A 21,035-nucleotide genomic window follows, 5' to 3' on the forward strand; every position below is an offset into this window, starting at 1 on the left:
AAAAAATAATTCTATAAAAGATGCTTAAATATTAATACGTTGCTTTATAAAAAAATATTATTTATTTATCTTTACCGCAACATTTTTTATATTTCTTACCACTTCCACAAGGACAATCATCATTGCGTCCAAGTTTTGGTTCGTTACGTTTTAAGGGCTTTTGATTGGCTTTATTTTTATGCGTGCTACTCATATCGTTTTCTACCGTTTGCGGGCTTGAATAAGAGACGCTCTGGCTAGGTTCGCTATGTTTAAACAAGCTGTTATACAAAGACGGAGAGCTTTCTTGTTCCAAAACTTCTTCTTTTTGTTGCTCTTGTTCTTCAAAACGAATACGCACACGAGTCAGCAATTTAATTACGTTTTCCCTAATACGTCCGATTAACGCTTGAAAGAGTTCAAACCCTTCACGTTTATATTCTTGACGCGGATCTCTTTGTCCGTAGCCTCTAAGCCCGATACCGTCTCTTAGATGATCCATATTAAAGAGGTGTTCTTTCCAACTGCGATCTAGTTCTTCTAAAATAAAATAGCGGACAACACTGTTGTAAGACTCTGCGGCATCTTTTTTAAGCTCTTCGAGTATCTCCGTAACGATTGCCATAGCTTCATCTTTGGAAGGTAGTTCTTCTCTGTGCCAAACACGTTGAAAATTGATTGCTTCAGCCAAAGCCTGGCGACATCTTTCTTTTTCCTCAGGGCTAGCCTTCTCCATATGAGTTGGAAAATCGGCATAAAGCAAACCTAAAGCATCATCGGCAAACTCATGCACCATTCCGTCAAGATCATCACCAACCATGGTTTGACGACGTAAAGCATAGATAACTTCACGCTGTTGGTTCATAACCGTATCATAGTCTAAAAGAGATTTACGAATTTCAAAGTTATGAGCCTCGACTCGTTTTTGAGCGTTTTCGATTGCTCTTGAGATAAGCCTATGTTCAATAGATTCTCCATCTTTTAAACCAAGACTTTCCATAATGCCCATAATTCGCTCTGAACCAAAAATACGCATTAAATCATCTTCGAGAGAGAGAAAAAAGCGAGATTCTCCGGGGTCGCCCTGACGTCCGGAACGCCCACGCAACTGGTTATCAATACGGCGGCTTTCGTGTCTTTCAGTACCTAAAATAAATAATCCGCCAAGTTCCAAAACGCCTTCGCCCAAGCGAATATCCGTTCCCCGTCCCGCCATGTTCGTTGCAATGGTTACCTTTCCTTTTTGACCGGCTTCAGCAACGATTTCCGCTTCTTGTGCGTGATGTTTTGCGTTTAAGATATTGTGGGGAATATTTTTTTTCTTTAATAAATCAGAGAGTTTTTCAGAGTTTTCAATAGAAATAGTTCCGACTAAAACCGGCTGTCCTTTTTCATGTAAAATCTGAATTTGTTTAACAATTGCGTCAAACTTTTCCGATTTGGAACGGTAAATCACATCAGGCATATCTTTACGGGTCATAGGACGGTGAGTTGGAATACTTACGACTTCAAGTCCGTAAATTTGTTGAAACTCAACGGCTTCGGTGTCGGCGGTTCCTGTCATACCCGAAAGTTTTTTATACATGCGGAAGTAATTTTGGAAGGTAATAGAAGCAAGGGTTTGGTTTTCTGCCTCAACTTTAACGTGTTCTTTGGCTTCGAGTGCTTGGTGTAGTCCGTCTGAAAAACGGCGACCTTCCATAGCCCTTCCTCTAAACTCGTCAATAATTACAACTTCGCCGTTTTGTACTATATAATCCACATCTCGTTTAAAGACCTTATGGGCTTTTAACGCCTGTAAAACGTGGTGTTGCAAAGTAATATTTTGAGCGTCAAATAAGTTTTCAACATTAAGCAATTCTTCGACAAAAGCCACACCCTCATCAGTTAAAGCGGCTGATTTAGCTTTTTCGTCAATAGTATAGTGTTCTTTGTCTTTTAGGCGTGGAATAATTGTATCGATTTGGTTATATTTTTCGGTTGATTGGTCGGCCGCTCCTGAAATAATAAGCGGAGTTCTGGCTTCATCTATTAAAATAGAGTCAACTTCGTCAACAATCGCAAAATTAAGTTCGCGTTGAACTAATTGTTCCGGATAAAACTTCATATTATCACGTAGATAATCAAAGCCAAATTCATTGTTGGTTCCATAAGTAATATCAGAACCATAGGCTTGTTGACGCTCAGCATCAGTCAAACCGTGAACAACAACACCAACACTTAAACCAAGGAAGTTATAAAGTTTGCCCATCCACTCAGCATCACGTTTCGCCAAATAGTCGTTAACTGTAATAACATGCACACCTTTACCCGATAATGCATTTAAAACAACAGGCAAGGTAGCAACAAGGGTTTTACCTTCACCGGTTCGCATTTCGGCGATACGCCCCGAGTTTAAAACAATACCACCGATTAACTGCACGTCAAAATGACGCATGTTTAACGCTCTTACGCTCGCCTCACGGGTTAAAGCAAAAACTTCGGGCAATAGTTTTTCTAAACTTTCACCTTTGGCAATGCGTTCTTTATATTCCATAATGCGTTTTGGAAAATCAGCATCAGCCAACGCCTGCATTTCAGGTTCAAGTTTGTTGATAGCAGTTACCAAGGGCAATTTACCTTTAAGATAACGTTCGTTGCGTGTTCCAAAAACCTTACGAATAATATAACCAAACATGAGTATCCTCGAGGGTATTTTAAATTATAGAGATAAATAAGCTGAAATGAAGACGAAAAAGTTTAATTAAACAATAAAAATATGTTTATTAAACATTAAACAGAAAGTGTACAACGTCTCCGTCTTGCACTATATATTCTTTTCCTTCAGTACGCAACAAGCCAACAGATCGACAAGCCGCTTCCGAACCTTGGGTAATAAAATCATTATACCCGATAACTTCCGCCCTGATAAAACCACGTTCAAAGTCAGTATGAATCACCCCGGCTGCTTGTGGAGCTTTATCGCCTTTATTAATTGTCCAAGCTCTTACTTCTTTTGGACCAACAGTAAAATAGCTAATCAACCCCAACGTATTGTAACCTTTGTGAATAACTAAGTCCAAACCGCTTTCGTTAATGCCATATGAACTTAAAAGTTCTAATTGTTCAGATTCGGGCAAACCTTGTAGCTCTTCTTCTATTTTGGCACAAATTATCAACGATTCGGCATTACGTTCGGAAGCGAGTTTTTTTAACGCCTTAACGTGGTCGTTTTCTTTGTTGTCAGCGAGAGCCATTAACGTTTCTTCGTCTACATTGGCACAAAAAATTACAGGCTTGGCAGAAATTAAACCTAGTTCGTTAACGGCTTGAGTCATTGCGTCTGAAAAGGGTTTATCAAAACTCGAAGCAGGTTTGCCACTGTTTAAGTGTGCCAATAAGGTATCCATTTCGTTTGCCAAAGCGGACATTGCTTTATCGGCTTTAGCTTGTTTTCTGGTGCGTTCGGCTTTTTTTTCCAAACTTTGAATATCGGCTAAAATAAGTTCGGTCTCAATGGTTTCAACGTCTCTAACCGGGTTAACGCTTCCGTCAACGTGGGTTACGTTTTCATCGTCAAAACAACGCACAACATGGACAATAGCCGCACATTCACGAATATTTGCCAAAAACTGGTTGCCTAAACCTTCGCCCTTACTCGCCCCTCTTACCAAACCGGCAATATCCACAAAGTCAACGGTTGCCGCCAAAGTTTTTTGGGGTTGAGCGATTGAAACCAAAGCGGATAAACGCTTATCAGGTACCGGCACGGTCGCTTTATTGGGTTCGATCGTACAAAAGGGGTAGTTTGCCGCTTGAGCGTTTTGAGCCCTTGTTAAAGCGTTAAACAGCGTTGATTTTCCTACGTTTGGTAAGCCGACTATACCTATACTTAAAGCCATGATAACCTCAAAAGATAAAAGATGATTGTTTTATTTAAAATTATATAAGTTTGAATAAGAAATAAACAAGCTTTATTATCTGATTTTTTGGTTATCGTCTAGTCTTGGTTTAGAGCTTAGGCGATTATGTTATGAAAACACTATCTAATAGTCGGACAAACAGGATTATTAAAATGGAATATACTTTCAGATCAAGTCTGAACTAGTACACCTAAATTGCTAACGATTATCTGAAGACCCCGGCACTAAGACAAGTAGCTCAAGCTTTTCTGCTTGATGATTTAAGTTGCGTAGTGTTTCATCGCTACTTAACATTGCTTTTTTGGTTTGACCGGCAATAGTAGAAACTTCTTTTATTGACTCAACTGTCGCTTCATTGCTTCTTAAATTATCCGAAATGGCTTTAGCAATAACGCTCACTTGTTCTGCTGATTGTTCTACTAGCGAGACTATCTGATCTAGTGAATTTTTTGAATTCGTTACATTTTGAGATACGGATAAAACATCGCTTACTGCAAGATTTACGCTTTCTTTGTTGTCTTGAGCACTTTTTTGCATACTTACGATAGCATTTTCAACTTCTTTTGTTGAACTCATGGTTTTTTCTGCCAGCTTTCTAACTTCATCAGCAACAACAGCAAAACCCCTGCCCGCTTCTCCCGCTCTTGCCGCTTCAATTGCGGCATTAAGTGCTAAAAGGTTGGTTTGGTCCGCAATATCGTTAATAACGTTAATAACGGCTCCGATACCTGTGGCTTTATTTTCTAGCTCTTCCATTGATATTAATAACTTACTGACTCTTTCATTTACCTTTTTAACACCATCGGACATTTGTTCCACAACTTCAGAACTTTGAGCCGCCGTTACTTTTGCATGATCGCAAATTTGCGATGCTTCGTCTGCTGATTTTGAAGTCTCCAAAAGAGTAGATAATGAATGATCCATATTGTTTAGAGAATGTTCTAAGTGATCAGATTGCATCGAAGCTCCGGACGCAGCTTGTTCTATTTGTGTTGATAAAGACAAACCAATATCTCTAAGTATGGAAATTACGCTCTTGAGATTTTCTGAGGTTTTTAATAAGGCTTCGTTTTTATGTAGGGCTTCTTCTCTAGCCTGTTCAGATTTTTTTACTATTTCTTGAATTTCCTCTGTCTTTTTTTCCGCTTCAATATTTTTTAATTGTAAGTCTTGATTGTTTTTTGTGAGGCGTTCAAACATTAAAGCCAAGGCTTTTTGCATTTCTCCAAGCTCATCATTTTTATCTGTTTCAAAGCTGATATTGTCGTTTCCGTTGGCGATTTTTTTTGCAATAAGCACAGTGTTTTGTAGCGGAACATTAATACTATTTGTTATTCCCCAACCCAAACCAAGGATTATAATAACAGATAAGGAACCGACAAGAAGAGATGAATATACCACTATTTCTTTAAATTTATTAAATTTCTCTTGTAATTTAGCTTTTTCTTGTTCTACGTTATCTATATAAATGCCTGTTCCGATCCAAAAATTAGTGCCTTGTATTTTTTTTGCATACCCAAGTTTAGGATAAGCTTTAGGGTCATTTGCATTTTTGGGGAAATACCAGGTTACAAATCCGCCATTTTCTGAAACATTATTAAGCTCACGCACAAAATAAAGACCTTTTTCATCTTGTACATTTCCTAAGTCTTTGTTTTCGTTGCTTGTTTTCACAGGAACAGATAATGCAGTCGTATTTTCATAGGCAAAGAAATAACCTGATTTATCATTTTCAAATCTAATATCTCTGGTTTGTTCTTTGATTTTTGCGATAGCTTCTTCGCGTGGTAAATTTTTTACACTACTACTTAAACTAGTAGCAAGGTTGTCGGTCGTTGTTTTAATTTTTTCTTTTTGTCCTGCTATATAAACGTCTTCGACATGGCTAATGGAATCTTCCAACATATTATTTAAAAAGAATAATATTGAACTCGCAATCAGCACACTTGTAATTACAGATAAGGCTACAAGTATCATAATCCTTGTTTTAATAGATATTTTTCTTAACACTTTATTACTCCGCTTATTGTTTAATTAACATAATTATACAAGGTTTTTTATTCATTTAATACTAACATTTTAAAAACATTCTTACGATTATTATATCTAAATTTATATTCTTTCAAGCATAAAATAAATTTTCAATTATAATTAATCTATCTTAAGCCTTTCAACTCTCTGCAAGATGATGGCATTCTAATAGTTATCATTCTATTATCGGCATAAATTTTTATTTAGAGTAGCCTAATTAGCAAAAAATATTTATCATAGCTTTTTCTCTGTTGTTTTATAACGCCAAAAGGCTATTAAAAACTTAAAAGAAACAGCCACGACAAAAGTTCAACTAAAAAATTCCTCTTGGCGTTGCAAGAAACTCAGGATAAATTTAAACCAGAAGAAGGAATCTTTTATAAATCACAATTTCAATTTTAAGGTGCATTTCGCTTTACTCTTAATCAACGTAACACCTTAAAAATATATTCCTTTAATTCTACTTGACCTTTTGTCTATAAGTTCTGTGTGCTCATTAATATTGATTATTTATTTATTCTTCTGTTTAAATGCTTATCATAATTATCTTATACACAACCTTTAACTAAGTGGAGAGTAATATGTTGCAAGAGTATCTTTTGCCTACAACAGTTGACTCGGCTTTGATTATGCTTAAAGATCATGGTGGGCGAGCAAGGCTGATTGCTGGCGGAACAGACTTGATTCTGCAAGAAGAAAAGGCAGAGAAAAAAGCACAAATCTTAGTGGATATTTCACGGATACAAGACTTACAAAAAATTGAAAAAAAGGGTGATGCTCTTTTTATTGGTGCTTGCGTAACTCATACAGAAATAGCCACCTCACCTTTAGTGAAAAAACACGCTCCGGCATTAGCTTTTTCCTGTAGCTGTGTTGGCGGAAAACAAATTCGCAACATTGCAACATCAAGAAAAAGCTCTGACTCAATTATATGCGGGTGTTGCTAAGTCTACCGTTGACTCAAGTTCTCAAATCCTCACTCATATAAAAATTCCGCTTAGTAAAAAATCAGAAGGTTCAAACTATCAACGCATGGAACAACGTAAAGCCTTAGCTTTACCTATGCTTTCAGTTGTTGCAAAAGTTGTGATTGACAATAATCTTATCACAGAGGCTTCCATTGTTTACGGCCCTGTCTCTCCCGGTCCTAAACATGCGGAAGAAGCGGAAAAGTTTTTATGTGGTAAAAAAGCAGAAGACAAAAACTTTTTGGAAGCAGGCAAAATAGCGAGCCAACATGCTACTTTTCGCTCTAGCCCAGTAAGAGGTAGCCAAGAGTTTCGCTCTCAGGTCTTCCCCGTTTGTATCACTCGTGCCTTGCGTGAAGCAAGTAAGATTGCCACCGGCAAAAAAGCGTAAGGAGAATAATACGTTATGAATACTAAAGCAATATCATTTACATTAAATGGTGAAAGCGTAACGGTGCAAGAAAATCCTGGGGCACGCTTAGTTGATGTATTGAGAGAAACTTTACATCTAACAGGTACAAAAATTGGCTGTAAAGAAGGCGATTGCGGTGCTTGTTCCATTTTACTTGATGGAAAATCCGTAAACTCTTGTATTATTCCCGTAGGAAAAGTAGAAGGTTCGAATATCGTAACTATTGAAGGTCTTGTTCATAAAGGCGATTTACACCCTTTACAACAAGCTTTTATTGACCACGGAGCCATTCAATGTGGTATGTGTACCCCCGGTATGATTATCTCAGCTAAATCCTTGCTTGATAAAAACCCTAATCCTACAAAAAATGAAATCAGAGAAGGTCTTTCGGGCAATATCTGTCGTTGTACAGGTTATGTAAAAATAGAAACCGCCGTCGAAAAAGCCGCTTTACAAATGAAAAAAACAGCTAGCGAAAATGAAGCTTCTAAAAACAAGGGGGGACTGAAATGAAAAAGCAACAATACTCTCAAATAGGTAAAAGTGTCCCTCGGCGTGACGGTGTTGATAAGGTAACAGGACGCGGACTTTTTACCTCTGATATTTACCTTCCGGGTATGCTTTTTACTAAAATATTACGCAGTCCTCATGCTCATGCACGTATCGTGAGTATTGATACCACAGAAGCCTTGGCTATGCCCGGCGTTAGGGCAATCGCTACGCATGAAAATACTTCTAAAATCTTATATAACTCTTCTGCCGCTATGTTTACTTCTGTTCCGGGAATGGAAAGAATTCTCGATCAGCGTATTTTTGACCCTATTGTTCGCTATGTGGGTGATGAAGTTGCCGCAGTCGCAGCCGATACACCAGAACAAGCAGAGGCAGCAATGCAACTTATAAAGGTAGAGTATGAAATTCTTCCTCATGTACTTGATCCTTTTGAAGCATTAAAGAAAACCGCTCCTGAAATGCACCCGGGTAAATACGCTACTCCCGAAAAATATAATGTGCCGGGTGAAATTACTCGCATGTATTGGGGTGTAACTCCGGGGAATGATGAAGCACAAAAAGAAATAGATGCGGCTCTTGCCAAGTGTGATATTGTACTCGAAGACACTTTTACTGTGCCTATTGTTAAACAAGTACAACTTGAAACCATGTGTGCTGTTGCTAAAATAGAAGGCGATGGCGGTGTTACTGTTTGGAGTACGACTCAAACCCCACACCCAACAAGATTTATTTTAGCACATATTTTTGACTTGCCTGCCAGTAAAATGCGAGTCCTTGCCCCACCTCACTTAGGTGGCGGTTTTGGCGTGCGTATCGGGCTTTCTGCTAAGGCTGAACCTATTGCTGTTGCCCTTGCCCAGCTTTCCGGTCGTCCCGTGCGTGTAGAATTTACTCGTGAAGAAGATTTTACCGCCACTGATACCAGACATGGCGGAACTGTTTCCGTACGCCTTGGGGCAATGAAAGACGGTACTTTTAAGGCTCTTGATCTAAATATTTTACTCGCCACAGGAGCATATTGCACCTTTGGAGTGGAGCTTCCTGCCGTAGCCGGAGCAATGGCTTTAGCGATATATGATATGCCATACAAACGCTATATAGGTCATTCTGCCTATACCAACCAAACTACTGCCGGTGCTATGCGTGGTTTTGGAAACCCTCAAAGTAATTTTGCACTAGAACAAATGGTTGATCGCATGGCGGCAAAGCTCAAGATGGATCCTCTTGTTTTACGCAAAAAGAATATTATGAAAGCCGACGCACCTTGGTTTTTACCTTATCCTTGTTCATCTTCCGAATTGGAGGCCTGTATTGATAAGGGTGCAAAAAGTATCGGTTGGGACAAGAGAAATACTTTTGACAATTCAGGCACAATTAAACGTGGTATCGGCATGGCAGTAGGAACACACGTTTCTAATGCCTGGCCCTTCTGTGTAGACTTTGATAATGCTTATTTGACCGTACAGGTTGATGGCAGTCTGCATCTTGCCGCTGGTGTTCCGGATATGGGAACAGGCACAAGCACGAGTCTTCCACAAGTTGCGGCAGAAGCCTTTGGGGCTGATGTAAACGATATTTATTTCTCTTACGGAGATACCGCAACTACGCCATTTACCATCGGTAGCCACGCCAGCCGTGCTCTTTATGCTATGGGAACAGCGGTAAAACAAGCGGCTGAAGATGCCAGAAATCAAATTATTGAATATACGGCAGCTTTGTTGAATAAAAAGCCAAAAGCCTTAAATATTGTAAATAAAGCGATTGAGATTGATGGTCAAAAAACGCCTGTAAGCACTGATGATGCCGTTAAAGGTAAAGCTGGTGCAATACCCTTGGCAGACTTATGTTACTACGCACATATACGCAATAAACAGTTTATTGGTTTAGGTCGTATTGTTCCGCCTAACTCTCCGCCTTGGCACGCTTGTTTTGTTGATTTAAGCGTTGATACAGAAACAGGTATGGTAACTATCAATAAAATTGCGGCTTCTCATGATGTAGGTTTTGCGATTAACCCTATGATTGTTGAAGGACAAATAGAGGGTGGCGTAGTCCAAGGTATTGGTTATGCCTTAACAGAAGAAATTACCTATAATGCCTCAGGTAGGCAGAATCATAGAAATATGCATAGTTACATGGTTCCGACTATTAATGATATTCCGCCTATTGACAGTATTATTGTTACTTCAAAAGACCCACAAGGTCCTTACGGTGCAAAAGGTGCCGGAGAATGTAGTTTAGTGTGCCCTGCTTCTGCTATTGCCAATGCTGTTACAAACGCTATTGGTAAGCAAATGCCCGCACTGCCTATGACTCCTGAGCGTATCCTAAAGGCATTGCGTAATTAGTTTAAAATTAAGCTTGTTTAAATAAAAAATACTGTACTGTATTCAATTTTGCAGTGCAGTATTTTTTTAAATTTAAAATTGAGACTATTGTTTAATAGTTTAAAAGTATTTTCAGTTAGGACGACATTCTCAAAAATACAAATAATGCAGATTTAATTTTCCTGTAAAATTAGTGTTTTTTGCGTCTTAAGACGTTTTGTGCTATCATAAAGCTATGAAAAAGAAGGCAAAACTGAGCGTTATAATGCTATTAAATTATGCTATGTTTAAAAAGTAGAATTTGCCTGTTAAATTTACTTGTGGAATTTATGTGATGACTTTTAAAATTTTGACAGACTCTTTTTTTAACTGCCTAAGCCTGCCTAAAAACAGCATGCTTAGTATTATCGGCTCTGGTGGAAAAACCAGCCTGATGTATAATTTGGGCAAAAAATATGCCCTCTCTTCTGCTGTTGTATGTACAACTACCACAAAATTGTGGGAACCAACTCTTGATGAATCGGCGTTTTTATTACAAAATGATTTACAAAATTTTGAAATGCCCCAAAAGTGCGGAATGTTAACTATTGCAAAACAATATTGCCCTGTATCAGAGACGGAAAAGCCAAAAGAAAAAACAAAACAAATGCGTCGCAAAGTTCAAGGATATAGCACTGATGAATTGGAAAGTTGGTGGGAGCAAAAACCCGCTGATTTATTATTCATTGAAGCTGACGGATCTGCCGGACGACCGTTAAAAGCACATGCACCAAAAGAACCGGTTATTCCACAAGCTACAAACTATGTAATTGGAGTGGTTGGACTTATAGGTTTAGGAAAAGCACTGACACAAGATAGCGTTTGGCGTCCTGAAATTTTTGCTACTTTGAGTGGTCTCAATCAGTCTGATATTATTACGCCTCATGCCCTTGCTAAAGTAATTTTACACCCAAGCGGATTATTTGAGCGTTCGCCTACTACCGCAAAAAAAATACTTTTTTTAAATGGACGAGATTTACCCCAAGCGGAGGCACAAGCATTAATGCTTTCAAGGTTAATTTTAGACAATAAAGAGTGTGCCATAGATATTATTTGTATCGGCTCTGCACAAGCTTTAGACGAGGAATGCTTATGTCTGATCCGTTAGTCGCTATACTTACCCTTGCTAAAGTAATTTTACACCCAAATGGACTATTTGGCGGATTATTTGGGCGTTCGCCTACTACCGCAAAAAAAATACTTTTTTTAAATGGACGAGATTTACCCCAAGCGGAGGCACAAGCATTAATGCTTTCAAGGTTAATTTTAGACAATAAAGAGTGTGCCATAGATATTATTTGTATCGGCTCTGCACAAGCTTTAGACGAGGAATGCTTATGTCTGATCCGCTAGTCGCTATACTTGCCCTTGCTGCGGGAGCAGGTTCTCGCCTTGGCGGAGCTAAACAACTTTTACCGTTTAAAGATAAACCACTGCTGGCACATTCTCTGTTAGCTGTTAATAAGATGATAGGTGTTAAAATTAAGGCTTGTGTTTTAGGCTGTGAGGCTTCGGCTGTGCAAAACGCTCTTTTAAAGATACCAAGCCTGCATTCTGACTGGGTCTTTTTAGACAACAAAAACTGGAACAAAGGGCAAAGCACTTCGTTATCTATGGGCTTAGACTGGCTTTTAAAACATAAAGAAGCTGAACGCATTGATGCAGTGTTGGTTCTGCTCGGAGATATGCCCCTAGTGCAACCTGAAACTATAGATAATATTCTTAACGCCTATACAAAGGCGTGGCGTAACGGACATAAAATGCAAGCTGTTATACCCATGCACAAGAATAAACGTGGCAATCCTGTATTGTTGGCAAAAAGTCTTTTTCCTGAACTGATGAATATTTCAGGCGATAAAGGAGCAAGAAAAGTGCTTCACTCTGTTCACCCAAAGCTTTTTTTACCTGTGAATGACCAAGGTGTTTTGAGAGATATTGATACACCTGAAGACTATGCAGGGTTATGTTCTGAATAACTTTGTAAAATTAAAATGCCAATTAAATAAATTTACCTCTTACCTAGCGAAGATCACGAAAGGAGCTTACTATGCACTCACTGCTCACTCAAGCTTGCAAGCTTTTAGAAAATAATGAAACTATCTGTCTGGCTGTGGTTATACACCAAGAAGGTTCTACCCCAAGGGGGGCGGGTTCTCGTATGCTCGTCAGCAAAAATGGTCTTGTTGTTGGTACTATTGGTGGGGGATTAGTTGAGGGCATGGTTTTGGAGGAATGCCAAAAAATCTTAAAAAACGAACAGATAAACAGCCAGGCAAGCGGGCAGGCAAACGAACAGGTAAGCAGTCAGGCAAAAATTTTAGATTTAAACTTATCAGGCACTATCGCAGCTCAAAGCGACATGATTTGTGGTGGTAACCTTCGAGTATTAATAGAGGCTATTACGCCTGCAAAATTGGATTTCTTTAAAGCTCTTATTCGCATCATGCAAAAAGATTGGGTGTTAATTACAGATATTACTTGCAAAAATGAATTACAATATAGTGCTGTAACGACTGAAGAAACAATTGGTGCAAAGTTACCGACTCTTATTTTAAACAAAGCCCGAGAACTTATCTTAAATCGCATAGAAAAAACAGAGCTGTTATTTTTGGAGGGCAGGGAGTTTTTTATAGAGCATTTTACGCCACCTTTACGCATGATAATCGTCGGCGGTGGGCATGTCTCTCGCCCGACCTCTCAAATAGCTGATTTAGCAGGTTTTCAAACAATTGTTTTAGACGATCGCCCCGAATTTTCCAATGCGGAGCGTTTCCCTTGGGCTGAGTCTGTTTTAACCATTCCTAATTTTGAAGATTGTTTTATTAAGCTTAACCCTGATAATTATACTTATATCGTGATTGTAACCAGAGGGCATCTGCATGATGCTACCGTGCTTCAACAAGCCCTAGCAACAAAAGCCGGATACATTGGCATGATAGGCAGTAAACGCAAACGTAAAGACGTTTATGATACGCTAAGGTCTCAAGGAGTGAGTGAAGAGCTGATTCAACCTGTCCGCTGCCCCATTGGTTTGGATATTAATGCTGAAACGCCCGAAGAAATAGCGGTTAGCATTGTGGCTCAGTGTATTGCTCACAGAAGAAGTTAAGGAAACGTACAGTTGTTTAGTTTGGCGGGGTTACTTCGCTTTTTTTGAAACAGTCATGAACGGCAGAGTTCACTAAGTATTTGAATTATAAAAAAGAGTTAATGTTTAAAATTGTCTTAAATTATATCTTAATTTTGCTGAATATAAAAAAATATAAGCTACTGTAAAAACAAAGAGGTAGATATGAAAACGGTTTCAGTTCACGACGCCATCGGACTAACTTTATGCCACGACATTACAGAAATAGTACCGGGTAAAACCAAAGGGCCACTTTTTAGGCGTGGGCATATAGTGAAAGCTGAAGATATTCCTGTATTGTTGCGTTTAGGTAAGGAAAACTTATATGTTTGGGACTCCGGCAGTGATGATGTGCATGAAGATGAAGCCGCCGTTCGCATAGCCAAGGCAGTCAGCGGAGACGGTATTGAGTTTGGAAAGCCAAAAGAAGGCAAAATTAATTTTGTGGCAAAACAACTTGGCTTCCTTCAAATTGATAGGGCTTTATTGTTGCGTATTAACAGTATACCTTCGGTTACTTTGGCGACTATTCACGCCATGCAAACAGTAAAACCCGGACGTATAATCGCAGGCACTCGGGTAATCCCGTTAGCTGTGCCTGAAAGCACCATAGCAGCGGTGGAAGAATGTTGTAACAATGCAAAGCTGTTTTCTGTTATACCTTTTAAATCTCATGCTGTCGGTATCGTAACAACAGGCAGTGAGGTTTTTAAAGGACGTATCAAGGACGCCTTTGGGCCTGTATTGCATAAAAAATTTAACGAACTTGGTTGTAGTGTACTTTCACAAACTATAGTGCCTGATGAAACGCCACAAACGATAGAGGCAATAGAACAGGCTATTGCAAACGGAGCAAGCATGGTCGTGGTTTCAGGCGGTATGAGCGTTGACCCTGATGATAAAACTCCGGCGGCAATTAAGGCGATCGCAACAGAGGTCGTATGTTATGGAGTCCCCGTTTTGCCGGGTGCCATGTTTATGCTCGGTTATCGCCAAAGCGTTCCTATCTTAGGCTTGCCGGGTTGTGTGATGTATCATAAAACCAGTATTTTTGATCTGGTTGTGCCACGCATTCTCGCCAGAATACGCATTACTAAAAATGATATTCTTAATTTAGCCTATGGTGGATTTTGCGAGAGCTGTCCTGAGTGTCGTTATCCCGCCTGTGGCTTTGGAAAATAGTAGTGTTATCGTAAGCTTATCGCAGAGTTATTTTGGTGCAGACTATTGCAAAACTATGTTTTATGTTCTCTTTTCAATTAAAATTAACTCGTTGTTAACAATCACTTTTATTAAATATTCACTGTATTCTTCCAACGGCATAACGCAGTTAGCACAGCTCCCCCAAGACTTCTCGCTTTATCAGAAACAAAAAAACAATATTCAGGATTGTTGCGTGGGTCTATGTCCCCTATTTTACAATTTTGCGGAACATTAAGACCAGAGGCTATAGCCCCTCGCAAGACACCACTTATTGTTGCAGTAACTGGCAGCTCGTCAATATACATAACAATTTCATCTTTTGTTACAAGGTCGCCTATTTGCTTTAATGCCTTAACAACGCCTGCTTTTGGAGCTCGCAACACTCGGCTATAAGTATGCCCCATGACCATTTCAGGTTCGCTGGTATTTGGAGCGGCACTGCCGTTGTCAATCATGCGTCCTAGGTTATGTCCTCGTTGGGTTTCAATCACAACATGCACATCTTTATCGGCCGTAAATCCAGGGCCAAGACCAATCACTAAAGGAGCATCACTCTTTGTTGTACCAAGATTTCTCTTGGCAATAGTCGCATCTATCAATACTTGTGGCTTAATTTTTTTCAACAGCTCCCAGCTAGGGTCGGCACAAATTCCTATACAATCTTTCTTCCAAGCTTCTAAAAGCTCTGCTTCTGAGTTTATACGCAAGCCACATATCCCTTCTACTGTCTGCTTTCCTTCGGGGATAGCTTCACAAAAAGCGACAGTACGACGCACAGCAAAAGGTAAAGGCTTTTCAAACATTACAATGCGTTTAAACCCGGCGGAAAAAAGTGCAACCGCAACGCCTGTTGCCATTTCTCCTGCTCCTTTAACAGCAATTATCAATTCAGAATCTCGCATAATTACTCCTTTGGGTTTTTAAACTGACGCATTATAAAGCACGCCAGACCCTTCTCAATTTTTGATAAAACTCTCTCATGTTTTTGGCTAAAAGTTTATTTTGCCATGCATCTATTCTAAGGGAGGTGGGCAATCTGTTTTTAACCATTTTATTAAGGTTTTGCGTAAGGCTTCGGGCTCTATGGGCTTAGTTAGATAATCGTTCATGCCGGCGGCAAAACCGTTTTGGCGATCTTCGTCCATTGCGTTGGCTGTTACTGCGATAATAGGAATAGTCTTATTAAATTCCCGAATGTGCATGGTGGCTTTTAGACCGTCCATAACCGGCATTTGCATATCCATCAGCACTAAATCAAAGTGTTCTTTAGATACGGCTTCTACTGCCAATTGACCATTGTCAGCCAACACCACTGTTGCTTTTGAGGGAGCAAGCAATTCCTCTACAATAAACTGGTTGATAGCGTTATCTTCCGCAACCAAAATACGCTTGCCTTCAATATGAATATCTGCAAAATCACAAGTTTCGGTTAGTTGAGCGGTGCTTTCAGGTGCTTGGTTAATCAGTAGATTTAAGGAGAAGGTAAAGGTTGAACCTTGTCCTATTATACTGGAAACTTCTATCTCTCCGCCCATAATACGGACTAGACGTTGGCTAATCGCAAGTCCTAATCCCGTTCCACCAAACTGGCGTGTGATGGAAGCATCTGCCTGCATAAAAGGTTGGAACAAAGAGGCTATGACTTTTTCAGACATGCCTATGCCAGAGTCCTTGACGCTAATATAGACAACGGCATTTTGAGAACCATTTTGCACTTCTTGTTTATTTTCCAACCAACAGTGAATACTAACCTTACCTTCTTGAGTAAATTTAATGGCATTTCCAAGTAGGTTGTTAAGCACCTGTCCAATTCGCAATGGGTCGCCCATAAAGAGTTTTGGCGTATCAACTTGGTAATCAGCCAAGAGTGAAAGCCCTTTAGCTTTAGCAGATTCTTGATGTATGCTTAATATATTGTTTATCGTATCATCTAGGTTAAAAGATACCTCTTCGATGGTGAGCATATCTGCTTCAACTTTTGAAAGGTCAAGAATATCATTAATGAGTTGTAACAATGATTTGGCGGCAACTTCAATTTTATTTAGATAATCAAGCTCTTTTTCAGGTAGCTTGTTATTGCGTAAGGCAAGGTGAGCCATACCTAAAATAGCATTTAAAGGAGTGCGAATTTCATGGCTCATATTTGCCAAAAACGCACTTTTCATTTTACTGGCTTCCTGCGTTTTTTCAATCATGGATTGCAGAGAACTTACAAGGTTTTGAAGGGCAGTATGTAATGTTCCAAGTTCATCGGTACGGCTTGTTTTTTCTAACTTCTGATCAAGCTCGCCTTCTGATACACGCTTAGCATATTGAATAAGAGACAATAATGATTCCAAGATACCATTGGCAAAGCTGGTTACAACAACAGAGATAATCGCAAGAAAAATTAGGCTGATGATAAAAACCACCATTCCCATGTGATATGCAGAGGCAAAGACTTCTTTTACAGGTCCGCTGGTAATAACAAGCCACTTACTATTAGCTTCTATCTTAGCAAAGCCGATATATTCAATACCATTTAAAGTGTAGGAAACAGGGCCACCTTTTTCTCCTACTGTCAGAAGCTCACGGTATAAAGAAAGATGCTCTTCTGATTGCTTCCCCATAATGCCATTGTTAGGGTGAGCCACAAATACCCCTTCTGACGTCAAAAGAGAGGTATAAAGCGTTTGAGAGCCGAGGGTAGAGACAACATTATAGTCCACTATTTTAGGGAGGTCGTTGATAAGAAGTAAAGCCCCCTTTATGCCCGTAGAGGGAGCAATAGGAGCTACCGCTGTAACTGAGAGTTTTTTTGTAACTTTGCCTACCGAAAGATCTCCGAAGGTAAACATACCCCCAAGAGCCTGTTGCACATACTTATAATGGTTGTAGGAGTTGCCAATATGACTGGGGTTAGATGAGGCTATGCACACGCCGTCTTTATCAACAATGATAATATCGCGGTACAATTCATTTGCTTTAACCATCATGGTTAACCAGTCAATAGCTCGTGAAACTGTTTCGTCTTGTTTGTGATAGGAGCTAAAGATTGTGGTTATATTTGGGTCTGCTACCATTCTTGTTACAGAGGTAGTCATAGAAGCAAACAAAAGATCCATGGAATTGCCAACTTTCATGGTAGTTGCTTCGGAAATAAGCAATACAGCGTTTTCAACGGCCTTTCTTGCCGAGGTGTAGGTATATAAAGAAAGAAAAACCGTGAGCAATATAGTTCCAATAATAAATGGAAGTATCAGTTTCATCCGAATGTTATGCATGTGCAATAATCCTAATAAATACCATTACAAAACTATGTTTTGTGTTTTTTCATCGTTTTATGCTTTACGTTGCAGAGTATGAATGTCTTAAGCCGCAAAATACTTATTTTAAAGGAAGATATATTTTCTTTAATTTCCGAAGATTAGCCCAAAATCCATCGACAGGAAAAGCCCGGCGAATATCCTTTGTGCTTTTTGAGAGTGCATTCTTAAAGGGAATCCACTTTAGAAATTATTTTTCAATAGTGTCTAATAACTATAGAGAACCGCAAAACTTATTTCTTTAATGTTTCCCAAAACTCTTTGGCACCGGGATGTATAGGCAATCCTTCTGTCATGGCTGTTTCCGGAGAAATGGAACCAAAATCTTTAATTACTTCAGTAATCGCCTTGCGATTTTCCCATACTGCCTTCGTCATGGCGAATGCAAGAGAATCGGGAATATTTTTGCGGATTATTAGACAGGTGGTGTCTCCGAGTGTCAAAATAGGCTTAGTAACGTTTTTATATGTACCCGGTTGAATTGTATATGTTCTTGTTTTAAATTTTTTACTGAGAGTAGCCAAAACTTCCGGACTTAATGGCAAAATTCTGGGTTGTGTATGTTCTTCCAGTGTGCGAATTAAAGGGACATCTGTGCCTGCTGTATAAGCAAAACAATCAATATCTCCATCAACAAAACGGTCTGCTATTTCTGCATAATCGCTAAAGGAAATTTGCCAGCCTTGTTCTTTGAGTGCTTCAAACGAAGTATTGTAACCATGTTGTAAAAGCATATTCAGCATAAATTCTGAGGCTGTACCGGGTTTTAAAGAGGCAAAGCGTAAAGGAATTTTTTGAGCTAATAGAGCCTCCATACTGTCAATATTGTGTGTGGCGGCAAAATCTTCACGCACAAGCACATAGAAAACCTGGGGGTATATATTACTCATCATTGTAACATTTTTCATAGCAATGTGTTGATATGCCGGCTCTTCTGATTGAGCCGCACCAAGAAAACAGGCGAGAGTAAAGCCCATATCGGCTGTATTATTATTAATATCATTAATATTACTCAGCCCGCCACCAGAGCGACTAGAAGAAGGAAGTACGTCTTTTGATAAAGCGTCCGCTAAAGGCTTGCCCATTTGAAACCATTGTCCGCCTTTTGGACCGGTAACTATACGCAGGTGTGCAGGCCATTTATTCTCGTCTTTTTTACTATTCTCCGCTTTAGCAACAAAGACTCCATGGATACAAACAGCAAAAAGAGAATATGTGAATAAAAGCCCCACCAAAATTTTGTATAACGTATGTTTTTTATTCATAAGTTTTCCTCCTGCTTAAGATCCTTTTGTTATTTATATAGCATTTAGACTATTACACGATAGCCTAAAAGTGGCTTCCTTTAAGAAAACACTCTAAAAAAACACGAAGAAAGAAAAGTTATTTTCCCTTTAAAATGATTGTTTTTTGTGGCTTAAGACATTTTATGCTTGTGCAAACAGGGCATAAAACGATGACAAAGAACGCAAAACAGAGTTTTGTAATGGTCTTGCGTTGTTATATATTCTAATAACATATGCTTTATTGTATAATCAAGGTGTTTTTATGGAACGCTTAAAATAAGTTTTTCGAACTTAATAATATATATTTAAAAACTAAGGTAAGCTTGTTTATAAAAAGCTAACCTTAGTTTTATAAAATCATTTATTTTTTCATTTTTCGTGATTAACATAAAGATATTTAACCATATAAAATATATTATATATTTCTTGATACAATTAAACAACACAAAAAAAAGCAGCTAGATTTTTTATCTAACTGCTTAGTTATTTATGGTGGGCGGTGCAGGGATCGAACCTGCGACCCTCGGCTTGTAAGGCCGATGCTCTCCCAGCTGAGCTAACCGCCCGAATAATTTAAAAACACATTTGAAGAAACATCTTTTTATTTAAAGTATAAGAATTTGTCAACACTTTTATTATAAAAAGATAAAATATTTTCTTATTTATTTATAATATATTGATATTAAACAAATAAAAACAATTTATTTAAAGTTTATTTGCCGTCAATTTTTGTTTATTGTTTGTTTTTTTGGCTTGTTTTATTTGTTTTTTGCTTTTTTTAGAGCTTTTGACTTTTTTACTTGTATCAACAATGATTTTATCTTTTTCTTCTACCAAAGACGGGTTTAAATAGTCTGCAACAGCCAAAATTGTATTCGCATATTTTTTACTGTTGTTATAACGCATTAGAACTTTATGATTTTCCGCTCTGCTTTTTTCTTTTCTCCAACCGTGTTTATAGAGAAAATTACTTAAACTTCTGATAGCGTCCGGGTGAGTAAACAAGTTTACTTTCCCGTCGTCATCGCCGTCAACAGCGTATCTTTTTAAATTAGACGGCATAAATTGACAAAATCCGATAGCTCCGTAAACAGAGCCGGTTATTTGTGTGCTATCAATATCATTTTCAATACAATGTACTACTAAAGCTTTAAATTCGTTATAAGCCCAAGCTGATTTTTCTTTTACTTTAGTTTCAAGCCAAGCTTTTTGATCTTCTTTGGCGTTTAAAGCCGTAAGAGTATCTTCAACATCGGCTATATCTTGTGATGATGCCATTGAAGCCAAACTCCAAACGGCGTTATCGGTTCCAAGATAAGTTCCGAGTCTTGTTTCTAAAAACAATAAACCAACCGCAACCTCTTTTGGAACACCAAATTCATCTTCTGATTTTTTAAAATATTCTTTATGTTCTTCCAAATAAGTTTGGGCTTTAAGCATATTTTCCGGAGTAACAATATTCGGATAAATAGTCATTTTAGGTGTTTTATTAGCTTGAGGCGTGCGTTTAGTAAATTTAATACGATATAATTCTTTTACTTTTGTTGCCATGGCTTTATTTTCATAAGCCGGCAAACTGCAAAACAACTTATCTATTTCCGGACTGATCAAGTTATCTTCAGCAAGTTTTGCATGCAAATTTTTCCAATAATTGTCTTCAAGTTTGATATTGGAAACATAACTTTTGTCAAAAAGCTTTTTATTTAAAGGTTTTTCAACTTTCAAAGTTGAGTTTGTATTAGTTGAGTTTGTATTAATAGAAGCACTATCTGCTTGTTGTGTTGCATTTTGTTGATTATTAACGGTTTTAACGTCTAAAGTGCTTCCCGCATGACTTTTTGATTGGCATGAAAAGAGAAATGGTAATACCAAAAAACAAAACAATATTTTTAATTTTTTATGACTATACATTTTAACATCTCGAATTAATTTATAAAATTATT

The 21,035-nt window shown here is 38.4% G+C and carries 16 protein-coding genes and 1 tRNA gene; 9 read left to right on the forward strand and 8 right to left on the reverse strand.

Going from position 1 to position 21,035, the window contains the following annotated elements; translation table 11 throughout:
* Positions 1–61 precede the first annotated feature (61 nt).
* The 3 genes from secA to BT999_RS10570 all read right to left on the reverse strand — a co-directional run bounded on the left by secA (position 62) and on the right by BT999_RS10570 (position 5,891).
* Positions 62–2,656: a preprotein translocase subunit SecA gene (gene secA, locus BT999_RS10560; RefSeq protein ID WP_072697760.1), complete on the reverse strand. Its 2,595-nt coding sequence runs from the start codon at positions 2,654–2,656 to the stop codon at positions 62–64.
* 88 nt (positions 2,657–2,744) lie between these two features.
* The gene (gene ychF, locus BT999_RS10565) at positions 2,745–3,860 is read right to left on the reverse strand and encodes a redox-regulated ATPase YchF (protein ID WP_072697761.1); all 1,116 of its coding nucleotides are present in this window, start codon (positions 3,858–3,860) and stop codon (positions 2,745–2,747) included.
* A 219-nt stretch (positions 3,861–4,079) separates the two neighbouring features.
* Positions 4,080–5,891 carry a methyl-accepting chemotaxis protein gene (locus BT999_RS10570; RefSeq protein WP_072697762.1) on the reverse strand — a complete coding sequence of 604 codons (1,812 nt, stop codon included), beginning with the start codon at positions 5,889–5,891 and terminating at the stop codon, positions 4,080–4,082.
* A gap of 602 nt (positions 5,892–6,493) precedes the next feature.
* On the opposite strand from BT999_RS10570, the gene BT999_RS10575 reads away from it, so the two are divergent.
* The 9 genes from BT999_RS10575 to BT999_RS10615 all read left to right on the forward strand — a co-directional run bounded on the left by BT999_RS10575 (position 6,494) and on the right by BT999_RS10615 (position 14,480).
* A complete protein-coding gene (locus tag BT999_RS10575; protein WP_072697763.1) occupies positions 6,494–6,859 on the forward strand; it encodes an FAD binding domain-containing protein in 366 nt (121 codons plus the stop codon).
* The gene (locus BT999_RS10580; protein ID WP_072697764.1) at positions 6,810–7,271 is read left to right on the forward strand and encodes an FAD binding domain-containing protein; all 462 of its coding nucleotides are present in this window, start codon (positions 6,810–6,812) and stop codon (positions 7,269–7,271) included. Before BT999_RS10575 ends, BT999_RS10580 begins: the two co-directional genes overlap by 50 nt.
* Positions 7,272–7,286: 15 nt before the next feature.
* Positions 7,287–7,805, forward strand: a complete 519-nt coding sequence (locus BT999_RS10585) for a (2Fe-2S)-binding protein (protein WP_072697765.1) — start codon at positions 7,287–7,289, stop codon at positions 7,803–7,805.
* The gene (locus BT999_RS10590; RefSeq protein ID WP_072697766.1) at positions 7,802–10,153 is read left to right on the forward strand and encodes a xanthine dehydrogenase family protein molybdopterin-binding subunit; all 2,352 of its coding nucleotides are present in this window, start codon (positions 7,802–7,804) and stop codon (positions 10,151–10,153) included. Before BT999_RS10585 ends, BT999_RS10590 begins: the two co-directional genes overlap by 4 nt.
* A 313-nt stretch (positions 10,154–10,466) precedes the next feature.
* The gene (gene yqeC, locus BT999_RS10595) at positions 10,467–11,279 is read left to right on the forward strand and encodes a selenium cofactor biosynthesis protein YqeC (RefSeq protein WP_072697767.1); all 813 of its coding nucleotides are present in this window, start codon (positions 10,467–10,469) and stop codon (positions 11,277–11,279) included.
* The gene (locus tag BT999_RS10600) at positions 11,264–11,524 is read left to right on the forward strand and encodes a hypothetical protein (RefSeq protein ID WP_072697768.1); all 261 of its coding nucleotides are present in this window, start codon (positions 11,264–11,266) and stop codon (positions 11,522–11,524) included. The genes yqeC and BT999_RS10600 overlap by 16 nt, the downstream gene beginning before the upstream one ends.
* Entirely contained in the window at positions 11,509–12,147 is a 639-nt protein-coding gene (locus tag BT999_RS10605; RefSeq protein WP_072697769.1) for a nucleotidyltransferase family protein, read from the forward strand. Before BT999_RS10600 ends, BT999_RS10605 begins: the two co-directional genes overlap by 16 nt.
* A 71-nt stretch (positions 12,148–12,218) precedes the next feature.
* Positions 12,219–13,280 (forward strand): XdhC family aldehyde oxidoreductase maturation factor, encoded by a 1,062-nt coding sequence (locus BT999_RS10610; RefSeq protein WP_072697770.1) that lies wholly within the window; start codon positions 12,219–12,221, stop codon positions 13,278–13,280.
* A gap of 183 nt (positions 13,281–13,463) precedes the next feature.
* Entirely contained in the window at positions 13,464–14,480 is a 1,017-nt protein-coding gene (locus BT999_RS10615) for a molybdopterin-binding protein (protein ID WP_072697771.1), read from the forward strand.
* A gap of 110 nt (positions 14,481–14,590) precedes the next feature.
* Here the strand turns inward: BT999_RS10615 and yqeB are convergent, their stop codons facing one another.
* The 5 genes from yqeB to BT999_RS10640 form a co-directional block, all read right to left on the reverse strand.
* Complete coding sequence (yqeB, locus tag BT999_RS10620) at positions 14,591–15,403, reverse strand: selenium-dependent molybdenum cofactor biosynthesis protein YqeB (RefSeq protein ID WP_072697772.1); 813 nt, start codon at positions 15,401–15,403, stop codon at positions 14,591–14,593.
* Positions 15,404–15,514: 111 nt separating this feature from the next.
* Positions 15,515–17,764 carry a hybrid sensor histidine kinase/response regulator gene (locus BT999_RS10625; protein ID WP_084650688.1) on the reverse strand — a complete coding sequence of 750 codons (2,250 nt, stop codon included), beginning with the start codon at positions 17,762–17,764 and terminating at the stop codon, positions 15,515–15,517.
* A gap of 275 nt (positions 17,765–18,039) precedes the next feature.
* Positions 18,040–19,071: a TAXI family TRAP transporter solute-binding subunit gene (locus BT999_RS10630; RefSeq protein ID WP_072697774.1), complete on the reverse strand. Its 1,032-nt coding sequence runs from the start codon at positions 19,069–19,071 to the stop codon at positions 18,040–18,042.
* Positions 19,072–19,582: 511 nt separating this feature from the next.
* Positions 19,583–19,658, reverse strand: a tRNA-Val gene (locus tag BT999_RS10635).
* 139 nt (positions 19,659–19,797) lie between these two features.
* The gene (locus BT999_RS10640; RefSeq protein ID WP_072697775.1) at positions 19,798–21,003 is read right to left on the reverse strand and encodes a lytic murein transglycosylase; all 1,206 of its coding nucleotides are present in this window, start codon (positions 21,001–21,003) and stop codon (positions 19,798–19,800) included.
* Positions 21,004–21,035 lie beyond the last annotated feature (32 nt).

The organism is Desulfovibrio litoralis DSM 11393 (assembly GCF_900143255.1).
Classification (GTDB): Bacteria; Desulfobacterota; Desulfovibrionia; order Desulfovibrionales; family Desulfovibrionaceae; genus Frigididesulfovibrio_A; species Frigididesulfovibrio_A litoralis.

What these genes read in the sequence shown, in the direction of transcription:
- secA (WP_072697760.1), bottom strand. Translation starts at nt 2,656, where the DNA reads ATGTTTGGTTATATTATTCGTAAGGTTTTTGGAACACGCAACGAACGT.
- ychF (WP_072697761.1), bottom strand. Translation starts at nt 3,860, where the DNA reads ATGGCTTTAAGTATAGGTATAGTCGGCTTACCAAACGTAGGAAAATCA.
- BT999_RS10575 (WP_072697763.1), top strand. Translation starts at nt 6,494, where the DNA reads ATGTTGCAAGAGTATCTTTTGCCTACAACAGTTGACTCGGCTTTGATT.
- BT999_RS10585 (WP_072697765.1), top strand. Translation starts at nt 7,287, where the DNA reads ATGAATACTAAAGCAATATCATTTACATTAAATGGTGAAAGCGTAACG.
- BT999_RS10590 (WP_072697766.1), top strand. Translation starts at nt 7,802, where the DNA reads ATGAAAAAGCAACAATACTCTCAAATAGGTAAAAGTGTCCCTCGGCGT.
- yqeC (WP_072697767.1), top strand. Translation starts at nt 10,467, where the DNA reads ATGACTTTTAAAATTTTGACAGACTCTTTTTTTAACTGCCTAAGCCTG.
- BT999_RS10600 (WP_072697768.1), top strand. Translation starts at nt 11,264, where the DNA reads ATGTCTGATCCGTTAGTCGCTATACTTACCCTTGCTAAAGTAATTTTA.
- BT999_RS10605 (WP_072697769.1), top strand. Translation starts at nt 11,509, where the DNA reads ATGTCTGATCCGCTAGTCGCTATACTTGCCCTTGCTGCGGGAGCAGGT.
- BT999_RS10610 (WP_072697770.1), top strand. Translation starts at nt 12,219, where the DNA reads ATGCACTCACTGCTCACTCAAGCTTGCAAGCTTTTAGAAAATAATGAA.
- BT999_RS10615 (WP_072697771.1), top strand. Translation starts at nt 13,464, where the DNA reads ATGAAAACGGTTTCAGTTCACGACGCCATCGGACTAACTTTATGCCAC.
- yqeB (WP_072697772.1), bottom strand. Translation starts at nt 15,403, where the DNA reads ATGCGAGATTCTGAATTGATAATTGCTGTTAAAGGAGCAGGAGAAATG.
- BT999_RS10625 (WP_084650688.1), bottom strand. Translation starts at nt 17,764, where the DNA reads ATGCATAACATTCGGATGAAACTGATACTTCCATTTATTATTGGAACT.
- BT999_RS10630 (WP_072697774.1), bottom strand. Translation starts at nt 19,071, where the DNA reads ATGAATAAAAAACATACGTTATACAAAATTTTGGTGGGGCTTTTATTC.
- BT999_RS10640 (WP_072697775.1), bottom strand. Translation starts at nt 21,003, where the DNA reads ATGTATAGTCATAAAAAATTAAAAATATTGTTTTGTTTTTTGGTATTA.